The sequence below is a fragment of the Actinomadura sp. 6K520 genome, from assembly GCF_004349245.1.
GTDB lineage: Bacteria > Actinomycetota > Actinomycetes > Streptosporangiales > Streptosporangiaceae > Spirillospora.
On the sequence record NZ_SMLC01000204.1, the window covers coordinates 1 to 11,339 of the forward strand.

General features: G+C 72.4%; 11 protein-coding genes. 8 read left to right on the forward strand and 3 right to left on the reverse strand.

Annotated features, from left to right (window positions below; all coding sequences use genetic code 11):
• Window positions 1-1,515 (forward strand): AAA family ATPase (locus E1289_RS32540; protein WP_131987128.1); only part of this gene is annotated, 1,515 nt, incomplete at its 5' end.
• A 239-nt stretch (window positions 1,516-1,754) separates the two neighbouring features.
• On the forward strand, window positions 1,755-1,955 hold the full coding sequence (locus tag E1289_RS32545; RefSeq protein WP_131987130.1) for a hypothetical protein: 201 nt from the start codon (window positions 1,755-1,757) through the stop codon (window positions 1,953-1,955).
• 91 nt (window positions 1,956-2,046) lie between these two features.
• On the opposite strand, the gene E1289_RS32550 is transcribed toward E1289_RS32545, so the two are convergent.
• The gene (locus E1289_RS32550) at window positions 2,047-2,670 is read right to left on the reverse strand and encodes a TetR/AcrR family transcriptional regulator (protein WP_207929295.1); all 624 of its coding nucleotides are present in this window, start codon (window positions 2,668-2,670) and stop codon (window positions 2,047-2,049) included.
• Between the two features lie 219 nt (window positions 2,671-2,889).
• On the opposite strand from E1289_RS32550, the gene E1289_RS32555 reads away from it, so the two are divergent.
• Window positions 2,890-4,710, forward strand: coding sequence for a serine/threonine-protein kinase (locus E1289_RS32555; protein ID WP_165970702.1), 1,821 nt, complete (start codon window positions 2,890-2,892; stop codon window positions 4,708-4,710).
• A gap of 212 nt (window positions 4,711-4,922) precedes the next feature.
• Here the strand turns inward: E1289_RS32555 and E1289_RS32560 are convergent, their stop codons facing one another.
• Together E1289_RS32560 and E1289_RS32565 are read right to left on the reverse strand one after the other, a co-directional pair.
• Window positions 4,923-5,174, reverse strand: a complete 252-nt coding sequence (locus tag E1289_RS32560; RefSeq protein WP_131987147.1) for a DUF397 domain-containing protein — start codon at window positions 5,172-5,174, stop codon at window positions 4,923-4,925.
• Window positions 5,174-5,953 carry a helix-turn-helix transcriptional regulator gene (locus tag E1289_RS32565; protein ID WP_243713298.1) on the reverse strand — a complete coding sequence of 260 codons (780 nt, stop codon included), beginning with the start codon at window positions 5,951-5,953 and terminating at the stop codon, window positions 5,174-5,176. Before E1289_RS32565 ends, E1289_RS32560 begins: the two co-directional genes overlap by 1 nt.
• 306 nt (window positions 5,954-6,259) lie before the next feature.
• On the opposite strand from E1289_RS32565, the gene E1289_RS32570 reads away from it, so the two are divergent.
• From E1289_RS32570 to E1289_RS32590, 5 genes are all read left to right on the forward strand, one after another.
• Complete coding sequence (locus tag E1289_RS32570; RefSeq protein WP_243713299.1) at window positions 6,260-6,877, forward strand: ATP-binding protein; 618 nt, start codon at window positions 6,260-6,262, stop codon at window positions 6,875-6,877.
• A 144-nt stretch (window positions 6,878-7,021) separates the two neighbouring features.
• Window positions 7,022-7,375 (forward strand): STAS domain-containing protein, encoded by a 354-nt coding sequence (locus tag E1289_RS32575; RefSeq protein WP_131987137.1) that lies wholly within the window; start codon window positions 7,022-7,024, stop codon window positions 7,373-7,375.
• 213 nt (window positions 7,376-7,588) lie between these two features.
• Window positions 7,589-8,845: a pitrilysin family protein gene (locus E1289_RS32580; protein WP_131987139.1), complete on the forward strand. Its 1,257-nt coding sequence runs from the start codon at window positions 7,589-7,591 to the stop codon at window positions 8,843-8,845.
• Window positions 8,842-10,218 carry a pitrilysin family protein gene (locus E1289_RS32585; protein ID WP_131987141.1) on the forward strand — a complete coding sequence of 459 codons (1,377 nt, stop codon included), beginning with the start codon at window positions 8,842-8,844 and terminating at the stop codon, window positions 10,216-10,218. The genes E1289_RS32580 and E1289_RS32585 overlap by 4 nt, the downstream gene beginning before the upstream one ends.
• A 264-nt stretch (window positions 10,219-10,482) precedes the next feature.
• The coding region (locus E1289_RS32590) for a sporulation protein (protein ID WP_131987143.1) at window positions 10,483-11,339 on the forward strand (857 nt) is incomplete at its 3' end.

Sequence of the window (11,339 nt, forward strand, 5' to 3'; positions counted from 1 at the left end):
GCCCGGCACATGGTGTTCACCGGCAACCCCGGCACCGGCAAGACCGTCGTGGCCCGGCTGTTCGCCCGCATCCTCAAGGACCTCGGCGTGCTGACGTCCGGGCACCTCGTCGAGGCGACCCGCTCGACGCTCGTCGGCCAGTACATCGGCGAGACCTCCGTCAAGACGCGGAACGTGGTGCAGCGCGCCCTCGGCGGCGTCCTGTTCATCGACGAGGCGTACTCGCTCTACCAGGAGGGCGTGGAGGAGGACTACGGCCCGGAGGCCATCGCCGAGCTGCTGAAGTTCATGGAGAACCACCGGGACGACCTCGTCGTCATCGTCGCCGGGTACGAGCGGGAGATGCGGCGGTTCATCGCGTCCGACCCCGGCCTGGCGTCCCGCTTCCCCAGCACGGTCCGGTTCCCCGACTTCTCCGACGCCGAGCTGATCGAGATCTTCTCCGGCCAGGTGCGGTCCGCCGGCCTCGACCTGGCGCCGGACGCCCGCGACCGGGTGGCCGACCTGCTCCGCCGCGCCCCGCGCGGCCGCTCGTTCGGCAACGCCCGCACCATGCGCAACCTGTGCGAGCGCGCCACCGTCCTGCAGGCCCGCCGCATCACCGCCCTGCGCAGGCCCACCCCGGAGGACCTGTCCGCGCTGCTCGCCGCGGACATCCCGGACACGCTGAGCGGCGCGACCCGCGTCCGGCCCGGCACCGACCCGCTCGCCGAGCTCGACGGGCTCATCGGCCTCGCGGACGTCAAGAAGGAGGTGCACCGCCTCGCCGCCGAGGCCCGCGCCGGCGACCTCCGCCGCGCCGCCGGGCAGCCGGTCACCGTCCCGACCCGGCACATGGTGTTCACCGGCAACCCGGGGACCGCCAAGACGACCGTCGCCCGCCTCGTCGCCTCCGTCTACGCCGACCTCGGGCTGCTGTCGTCCGGGCACCTCGTCGAGGTGGCCCGCGCGGACCTCGTCGGCTCCTACGTCGGCCAGACGGCGCCGCGCGTGCGGGCCGCCGTCGAGCAGGCCCTCGGCGGCGTCCTGTTCATCGACGAGGCGTACTCGCTCGCGGGCGACTCCTACACCCAGGAGGCCGTCTCCACGCTCGTCCAGCTCATGGAGGAGTACCGCAGCGACCTCGTCGTGATCGCCGCGGGCTACGAGCGGGAGATGGAGTCCTTCCTCGCCGCGAACTCCGGGCTCGACTCCCGCTTCCCGAAGCACATCGCCTTCCCGGACTACTCCGACGACGAGCTCGTCCAGATCTTCGAGCATCTCGCCGCCGCCGAGGGGCTGCGCCTGGCTCCCGGCGTCCCCGCGCGCCTGCGCACGCTGCTCCGCGACGTCCCGCGCGGGCCCTCGTTCGGGAACGGGCGCCTCATGCGCAACCTGCTCGACGCCGCGGTCGCCGCCCAGTCCGAGCGGCTCACCGACTCGTCGGACGCGTCCGAGCTGGCCACCCTGTCGGCGGACGACCTGCAGCCCGCCAGGCCCGAGGCGGCCGCCGAGGGACCGGGCCTCTACCTCTGACCGCTGGGGCCTCCGACCGCTGGACCTCTGACCGCCGCACCTCTGACCGCCGCACCTCTGACCACCGGACCTCTGACCACCGGACCTCTGACCACCGGGGACGCCGCCGTCAAGCGGCGGGCGCGCCGCATGCGGCCGGCCACGGCCGGAGCCAGCCGATCCAGAAACTGACGATCACTCGGAATACGAGGGAAAATCTTGCGGTTGCAACTAACGTCCACGAGTCACGGAGGTCGGTCTTGCCGAGCAGCATCCCCAGAACCCGCACCAGCGCCCGCGCGAACGTGAAGACGACGTCGCTGCGCGCCCTCATGGTCGCCGCGCGGCTCGAACGCGGCGACGCCGGCGCCGCGCGACGAGGCCACGCCGAGGAGGGGCCGCCGGGCAATGGAAACGGCCGGGCGCGGCGCCCAGAGCGGCGGACGCCCGACCCGGCCTGACACGGTTCGTTCCGGCCCTGTCCGAGCCGGACACCGCACAGCCCCCGTGCCCGCCACGGGGGCTTCGTCGTCTCCATGACGCACCCCGGAATCAGGAACCCGCCACGTTGAAGAGAGCGTGGACGGCGGCGCGCGCGCGTTCCGCACCGACGTTCTCGACCATCGCGGTCAGGTGCTCCGCGCTGAGGACGGCGAGCAGCGCGTGCGCCAGCGCGTCCCCGTCGGAGACGATCTGGTCGAGCAGGATCGTCACGTGCCGGTGCCAGAAGCCGTAGGCGCCGATGCGGTACCGGGCGCCCGGCGAGGCGGTCTCGGACATGCGCACCAGGGACCGATGCTCCAGGACGTAGTCCAGGTAGGCGTCGGCGAAGGCGTGCAGCCGTTCGGACGGCGGGACGGGTTCGTCTCCGCCGCCCGGCCCGAGCGGGGACGGGCCGGACAGGATCGCGTCCTGGAGTTCGCGTTCGCGTTCGTCCAGGAGCGCCACGGCCAGGCCCGCCTTGTCGCCGAACCGGCGGAAGAGGGTCCCCTTGCCGACGCCCGCGGCGGTGGCGACCGCGTCCATCGAGACCGACTCGACGCCGTGCCGGGCGAACAGCGCGGCGGCCGCTTCGAGGACCTTCACGCGGTTGCGCGCGGCGTCCGCGCGCTCCTTGGGCGGCGGCGTCCGCATCAGCTCCAGGTCGACGCTCCTCCCGGCGGGACCGCGGTTCATCACTGCACGCCCTCTCCCCTGCACAAATCGGACTGTAGTCCCATTGCCGGTGGTGGCGCCATGGCCTAGATCGACCGCTCGGCGGAGCACCTACCATCTTGTGTCCATAGTCTTGCGGGGATGTCCGGGGCCTTGCGGGAAGTCCGCGGTGTTCGCGGCGATGTCCCGCCGATGAGCCCGAAAGTGACGACGCACCGAAAGCGACGGGGAGCGAGTGGCGTGACGGACAGGACGATGCCGGATGCCCATCCACTGCGGTCGGGCGATCCGACCAGGCTGGGCGGGTACGAGATCCTCGGCCGCCTGGGCGAGGGCGGGCAGGGCGCCGTCTTCCTCGGCCGCCCCGCCGGTGAATCCGCGAGCCTCGCCGCCGAGGACCACGTCGCCATCAAGCTCCTGCACGGCGGGCTCACGGGGGACGAGGCCGCCCGCGCCCGCTTCGTCCGCGAGCTGGAGGTCGCCAAGCGAGTGGCGCGGTTCTGCACCGCACAGGTCCTGGACGCCGACGTCGCCGGAGACCAGCCCTACATCGTCAGTGAGTACGTCCCAGGCGTGTCCCTGCACCATGTCGTGCGCACGGAGGGGCCGCGCAGGGGCGGTGCGCTGGAACGGCTCGCCATCAGCACCCTGACGGCGCTCACCGCCATCCATCAGGCCGGGATCGTTCACCGCGACTTCAAACCCCACAACGTGATGATGGGGCCGGACGGCCCACGGGTCATCGACTTCGGCGTGGCGCGCGCGCTGGGCGCGGCCGGGGAGACGCAGAACGTCGGTACTCCCGCCTACATGGCGCCCGAGCATTTCACCGGCGGAGAGGTCAGCACCGCTTCCGACATGTTCGCCTGGGGCACGACCATGGCGTTCGCCGCCACGGGACATCCCGCTTTCGGCAACGACGAGATGGCGACGGTCATGCACCGGATCCTGACCGCCGAGCCGGACCTCGGCGACCTGCCCGGCCCGATGCGCGAACTCGTCCAGGCGTGCCTGGCCAAGGAGCCGGCGCAGCGACCGACCGCCCGCGAGGCCCAGGAACGGCTGGTCGGGGCCGCCAGCGGGGGCTCCGCGGCGGCGCCGTCCGTCCAGCCGCTACCCGCGTTCCCCGGGCTCGCGGCCGAGGTCCCGGGGCACCACGCGGGCTTGCCGGCGAGTTCGACGGACCCGCACGCCGGCCCGTCCGCGATGGCCGGTGCGGTCCTGCCGCCCGACCGGGCCGCGGACCCGTCCGGCGCCGGGAACCACACGGCCCCGCAGCCGCCGCCCTTCGGCGAGCAGCCTGCTCCGCAGGGGGAGCCGCACGGCCCGCCCCCGCCGGCCCCTCCCGGGGTCCCTCCCGGCCATGGGACAGGCGGCAGGAGACGCGGTCTCCTGATCCCGGTCGCGGCGGCCGTCGCCGTGGCCGCCGTCATCGCGGGCGGCGCCGCCTGGGCCGCCACGCGGTCCGGCGACGGCGAGGACGACCGGAAGGTGGCCGCGTCCGGCCAGGACAACGGGGCGCAGGGCGGTGCGGGGCCGGCGAACGGCGAGGCCGGGCAGGCCCAGAGCCCGACGGAGGAGAAGCGCCGCCGGCCGGAGGGGCAGAAAAGCCAGAACCCCGCGGCCCCGAACAAGTCCCAGAAGCCCGGCACGCCGCAGCAGCCCGATGGCTCGACGCCCACGAGGGGAAGCGGCGGCGGGAGCGGGGACGGCGGCACCCAGCCCGGCAAGGAGCCGCCCAACAAGTTCAGCCCCCAGCAGGTGTGCAACAGCGGCGGGCACGGAGGCGGCTACTACGTGCAGCGCTCCCTGAGCGTCTCCGGCGGAACCGCCTACCTGCTCTACAACAGCTCCACCTATAACTGCGCGGTCATGATGAAGACGGAGAACGTCGGCAAGGCGTCCCCCGCGTCGGTGTGGATCCAGAAGCAGGGCGGCAGCGCCATCGCCGACAGCGGGCAGTTCACCTGGTACGCGGGACCGGTGTACGTGAAGGCACCCGGTACGTGCGTCAGGTTCGGCGGCAACGGCCGGTCCGCGCCCTACGGCAACTGCGGCTGAGCCGGGCGGGAAGGCCGGGCGGGGCCGGCGGAAGGAAGAGGGCCACCCTCGCGCCTGGGGTGGCCTCTGCTCGATGGCGGACGGGTCGACGTTCGGTGCACCGGAGCCGACCCGCCGCGGTTCGATTGCCACCGCGACTTCGCCCCGGGGACTTCGGCGTCCCCGTCACGGCTGGTCAGGTGGCGGTTGTTTGGCGGTTTTCCGGAGTCGTCTCAGTTGCGGGAGGCGATGAGATGGTCGAAGTCGCCGTCCTTGGCTCCAAGGATCAGCGCCTCGATCTCGGGGCGGGTGTAGATCAGCGCGGGGCCGTCCGGATGACGGGAGTTGCGCATCGCGATCCGCCCGCCCGGCAGTTCGGCGATCTCGACGCAGTTCCCCTGGGAGTTGCTTCGCCGGGACTTCAGCCACCGCGCCCCCTGGAGTTTGGCGGCCGGCATCCCGTTGTCGTAGTAGTTCTGGAGCATCATGTCTCTCTGAGAAGATCACCGAGAAGCTCGACGGTGCGTTCCGGGGTCGCACTGTCGACGCAGAGGCGTTCCATCGCCTGCAGGTACGTGTCGACATCGTCTCGCTTGTCCAGGTACATCGCGCCGGTGAGGTTCTCTACGTAAACCACGTCCGGCAGGTCCTGCTCGGGAAAGCGCAGGATGGTGAACGCGCCTCCCTCGGCGGCGTGGCCTCCGAACCTGAACGGCATGATCTGGATGGTGACGTTCGACAGCTTGGACATCTCGATGAGGTGCTCGAACTGGCCCCTCATGACCTCCGGGCCGCCGATGGGACGCTTCAGCGCCCCCTCGTCCACCACCGCCCACAGGCGCGGTGCGTCCGCGCCCGTCAGGCGTTCCTGCCGTTGCATCCGCAGTTCCACGCGTTGGTCGATCTCGTGTTCGGCGGCTCCGGCGTTGCCCAAGCGGATCACCGCCCGCGCATACCCCTCCGACTGCAGCAGTCCCGGAACGAACTGCAGTTCATATGTGCGGATCAGTGCCGCCGACTCCTCCAGGCCCACATAGGTCTGGAACCAGCCGGGCAGTACGTCGTTATACCGGTGCCACCAACCGGGGGTATTGGCCTCCCGCGCAAGCTGCAGCAGCGCCTCGCGTTCTGTCTTGTCGCTGACGCCGTAGAGCGAGAGCAGGTCGTCCACGTCTCGTTCTTTGAAGCTGACCCGTCCGAGCTCAAGGCGGCTGATCTTCGACTCCGACGCGCGGATGACGTAGCCGGCGTCCTGACGGGTCACGCCCTTCTGCTCACGCAGACGGCGAAGCTGCGACCCGAGCAGGAACCGTCGACCCGCTTCCCGGCGTCTCTGGAGTCACGCCCAACCTCCCGGCTATTCGGCGGACAGCGAACCTAGTGTGCCACTGGCCTCAGTGTCCTGCGGTTACCTCCGTTCAGGTCGCGTGCATTCGCGTCGCCCCACACCCTCACAACGCGGATGCACGTGCATTGGGCCTTGCATTCGCACGCTACGATGCGCAGGATAACGCACGAGACTTCCGAGCCAAGGCTGCACAACGAGATCACTCTGCGGGGTCCGGTTGGAATGACGTCACGCCACGCGCACGACGACACGCGCTTGGAGCTCGGCCCCGTCGTGGGGCCGGCCGACCCGCACGACCATGCCGGCTGCTCCATGCCCGTCCCGGAGTCGTCCGACCTGCCCCCACGCCTGGACTCGGCCGTCACGGCGCTGACCGAGCTGCGCGGCCCCACGGTCTCGTTCACGGTCCAGCCCGATCCGGAATCGGTCACCGAGGCCCGCCACTTCGCCATCTCCCGGCTCGCAGAATGGGGCGTGCCGGAACTCGCCGACGACGTGGGCCTGGTCGTCTCGGAGCTCGTCACCAACGCACTGCGGCACAGCGGGGGGCCGTCCCGCGGCCGGCCGGGCGACGGCGTACACCGCGCGGGCGTGTACGGCGACCCGGCCGACCCGCTGGGATCGGCGCCGTCCGCCATCAGGCTCCGGATCGGCCACCAGGCCCCGTGGCTGCTCTGCGGGATCATGGACGCGAGCCGCGCCGCGCCGCGCCGCAAGGAGCCCGACTACATCGCCGAGACGGGGCGCGGCCTCCACCTGGTGGAGTCGTTCAGTGTCCGCTGGGGGTGGCGTGCGATTCCGCAAGGGAAAGTGGTGTGGGCCCTCTTTCGGACGCCCTGACCGACCCCACGCGGGGAACGCTCCCGTCCGTCAGGCGGGCGTAACGACGCGCCACAGGGGTAACAAACGAGTTCCCACTAATCTCATCGAGACAGCCGCCCCCCAGGGCGCCGCGGTTCGGACGAGCGGCAGAGAGGAGCACCGGTGGACTTCGCCGTCGAGCATCGCGACGAGAAGGGCCTCACGGTCGTCAAGATCAGCGGTGAGATCGACGTCTTCACCAGCCCCCGGCTGCGGGAGGCCCTGCTCGACATCATCGAGAACGGCGGCGCGCACCTGGTCATCGACCTGGGCGAGGTCACGTTCCTGGACTCCACGGGCCTCGGCGTCCTGGTCGGCATCTACCATCGCCTCCGCGCCCGCGACGGCTCGATGTCGTTCATGGGCGTCAACGACCGGGTTCGCCGGGTCTTCCACGTCACCCAGCTGACCAAGATCTTCGTCCTCCACAACTCCCTGGAGGACGCCATCGCCGCCCACGAGTCCCCCGCCACCTGACCCTCGCGCACCCTGCTCCCCCCGCTCCCCGCGGCCCCCGGACCTTCTGTCATTCCGGCCTCCGCGCGAGTTGTCCACAGTTCGCGGAGGCGCGCGTCCGGCCGCCGGTACCCGGTACGGTGAGACCGAGATCAAGCCCGCCGCCCGGGCACGTCCCGCCGACGCGCGCGGTGCTGTCCGCCAGCCGACCCATCGAACGGACGGGAGCGCTCCGTGGCAGAACAGCCGCTGCATGAGCACACGCTCGGCAATGGCCTGCGCGTGGTGGTCTGCGAGGACCATGTCGTACCACTGGCCGCCGTGAACATCTGGTACGGGGTGGGGTCGCGGCACGAGCGGGCCGGCCGCACCGGGCTCGCCCACCTCTTCGAGCACCTGATGTTCCAGGGCTCCTCGAACGTCGCCGAAGGCGAGCACGCCGCGCTGCTGGAGAGCGCCGGCGCCGCCTTCAACGCCAGCACGTCGTTCGAGCGCACGAACTACTACGAGACCGTGCCCGTCAGCCACCTGGAGCTCGCGCTCTGGCTGGAGGCCGACCGCATGGGCACCCTCCCCGCGGCGCTCACCCAGGTGAACCTCGACAACCAGCGCGACGTGGTGAAGAACGAGCGCCGCCAGCGCTACGACAACCAGCCCTACGGGACGGCGTTCGAGCGGCTGTGCGCCCTCACCTTCCCCGAAGGCCACCCCTACGCGCACACCCCGATCGGCTCCATGGACGACCTGGACGCCACCACCCTCGAAGACTGCGCGGACTTCTTCGCCACCTGGTACGCCCCCGGCAACGCGGTCCTGTCCGTCGTCGGCGACGTCGATCCCGAGGCGACGCTGGCGGCGGTCGAGCGATACTTCGGCGGGCTGCCGGCCGGCCCCGAGAAGCCGCCCGCGCGGCCCGGCGAGCTCGGGCCGCTGTCCGGCGTCCGCGGGGAGACCCTCGACGAGGAGGTCCCCTCCCCCGCCTACTTCGCGATGTTCCCGCTCCCCACCGACGGCGGCGACGAGATCGAGGCCGCCGAGCTCGCGGTCGAGATCCTCGGCGGCGGCTCCGGCTCCCGGCTGTACGACCGGATGGTGCGCCGCGACGAGATCGCCACCGAGGTGTGGGCCGGGGTGACGCGGCTGGCGTCCGGCCCGTCCCTGGCGATCGTGGACGCGATCGGGCCGGATCCGGACAAGATCGCCGCCGTGCTGGACGAGGAGCTCCAGCGGTTCGCCGAGCAGGGCCCGGACGCCGACGAGACCGCCCGCGCCACGGCCCAGGCCGAGCGGGGCTTCCTGGAGCAGACCGAGACCGTCACGGCCCTGGCCAACGCGCTGTCCCAGAACGCCACGCAGTTCGGCGACCCGGCCCGGACCTTCACCGCCGCCGGCCGCGCCGCCGCGGTCACCGGGGACGCGATCAAGGAGATGGCGGGCCGCTGGCTGGCACCGGGCGCCCGCACCGCCCTGACCTACGGAGGCACCTCGTGAGCAGCGGCCTGTCCCTGCAGCCCCGCCCCGTTCCCGGGCCCGTCCCGGCCTGGGCGTTCCCGGCCGGTATCGAGGGCCGCGTCCCGGCCGGGCCGGCGACGCTGCGCTGCGACCTGCCCGGCCGCCGCCTCGCCGCGGTGCGGCTCGTCCTGCACGCCGGCGCCGGCCGCGAGCCGGTCCGCGCCGACGGCCGCCGCATCGACGGCGTCGCGACGCTGGCGGCGCACGCGCTGACGGAGGGCACCGAGCCGGGCGGCGGCACCGCGCTGACCGCCGCCTTCGAGCGCCTCGGCGCCAGCTTCTTCGCGCACGCCGACCTCACCGCGCTGCGCGTGGCGCTGGACGTCCCGACGACGCGGCTCGGCGCGGCCATGGAGCTGTTCGCCGAGGTCGTGCGCCGTCCGGCCCTGGACGACGGCGACGTGCGCCGCCTCGTCCGCGAACGCCTGGAGGAGATCGCCCAGGAGGACGCCGACCCGGGGACGCGCGCCATGCGCGAGTTGCGCGCGGTGATGTTCCCGCCGGAGGCCCGCGCGTCCCGCCCGACCGGCGGGAGCCGCGCCTCCGTCGAGGCGCTCCAGGGTGCCGACGTCCGCTCCTTCTACGGCTCCATGGTGCCCGCTGAGGCCACCGCGGTCGTCGCGGGTGATCTTTCCGGGGTGGACGCCGAAGGCGCGCTCACGGCCGCCCTGGAAGGCTGGGCCGCGACCGGCGATCCGCTCCCCACCCCGGACCGGATCATGCCGGAGTCGGCCGCCCGGATCGTCGTCGTCGACCGTCCGGGCTCGGTGCAGACGTACCTCAGCTTCGGGCACGGCGTCCCGGACCGCTCCCACCACGACTGGCCGTCCCTGACGGTCGCCGCGCACGTGCTCGGCGGCGGGCTCACGTCCCGGCTCAACGCGAAGCTCCGCGAGGAGAAGGGCTACACCTACGGCATGCGCGCGGGCCTGCTGCGGATGCGGCACTGCGGCCTGTTCATCGCGCAGGGCGCCGTCCACACCGAGGTCACCGCCGACGCCGTCTCCGACGCGCTGACCGAGCTGCGCGGCATCGTGTCCGAGGGCATCGGCGCCGACGAGCACGGCTCGTCGGTCCGCGCCCTGGCCGACCGCGCACCCGCCGAGTACGAGACGGCCCGCGCCGTCGCCGCCGAACTGGCCGACGTGTCCGCCAACGGCCTGGGCACCGACTACCCGAGCGCCTACCTGGCCGCCGTACGCGCCTCGACTCCCGACGGCGTCGCCCGCACGTACCGCAAGCACGTCGACCCCGAGGGCCTCACCGTGATCGCCGTGGGCGACGCCGAGCAGATCCGCGCCCCCCTGGAGAAACTCGGCTACGCGACCGTCACCGTAACCGCCAAGGAGTAGCCCCACCCGGCACCGCCCACCGAGCCCGCACCCGAACCTGGTGGATTGACAGGGTTCGGGGAATGGCGGGATGTTCGTCCTGGGCGGTCGGCAGGTGCGGTTTTCGTTACCCGGCGGAGGAAAAGTGCCGCTGTTCCGCTTCGCCGGGTGAACCGATGGCATGGTGGAGTGGGTCTAACCCGCGTTGGCGAACTCGCGCGGGACGACCCATGCGGGCTGGCACCGCGGGGAGACTTCCCCGCGGTCGAAAGAGGGGAACGGCCGTTGTCCTACGGGCAGATGGCGGGCGACGGGCCGTCCGTCGACACGATCCTGTCGGAGCCGAACTGCAAACCCGGCGGGGTCGTGGCCGGGAAGGTGCATCTGCGCGGCGGCACGCGGTCCGTGGACGTCCGGCATGTGACGCTGGCGCTCATGCCCCGCATGCAGAACGGCTACGGCGGCGAGTCGGCCGGCCCGGAGGTGTACCGGGGCGCCCTCACCCGCGGTTTCCGGCTGGACACCGGGCAGCAGCGCGACCTCGCGTTCTCCATCCCGCTGCCGTACGAGCTGCCGTTCACCACGGTGCTCGGCCACGAGCTCCCCGGCTTCACCATCGGGATGTGCACCGAGGTCGACCTGGCCGGGCAGCCCGATCCCGGTGACATCGACCCGATCTCCGTGGAGCCGCTGGAGTCCCAGCAGTGGGTGCTCGCGGCGATCGCGCAGCTCGGCTTCCAGATCTCGAACGTCACGTTCCAGAAGTCCAAGCTGCGGGGCGTCTCCCAGCAGCTGCCGTTCCACCAGGAGATGCACCTCAACCCGCCCGCGTCCTACCGGGGACGGATCGAGAAGGTCGGGCTGAGCTTCGTCGCCAGCCCCCGCACCATGGCGTTCGTGCTGCGCGCCGAAGACCGCGACACCCCGTCGGACGAGTCGTTCGGCGTCTTCCAGGTCCCGCACGCCGAGGCCGCCGAGACCGACTGGAACGCCAAGATCAGCCGGTGGCTGGAGAAGGCCGCCGCCCTGCCGCGCCCGTCCCGCTCCGGCACCGGCCACGGCGGTCACCGCGGCGGCCCGCCCGCACCGTCTCCGGCCCAGGCGCCGCTCCCGCCGCCCGGTGGCGCCTCGGCCTTCCCGCC

Coding starts and splice junctions, on each gene's coding strand:
- E1289_RS32550 (WP_207929295.1), bottom strand. CDS start 2,670: ATGAACCGCGGTCCCGCCGGGAGGAGCGTCGACCTGGAGCTGATGCGG.
- E1289_RS32560 (WP_131987147.1), bottom strand. CDS start 5,174: ATGCTCCAGAACTACTACGACAACGGGATGCCGGCCGCCAAACTCCAG.
- E1289_RS32570 (WP_243713299.1), top strand. CDS start 6,260: ATGACGTCACGCCACGCGCACGACGACACGCGCTTGGAGCTCGGCCCC.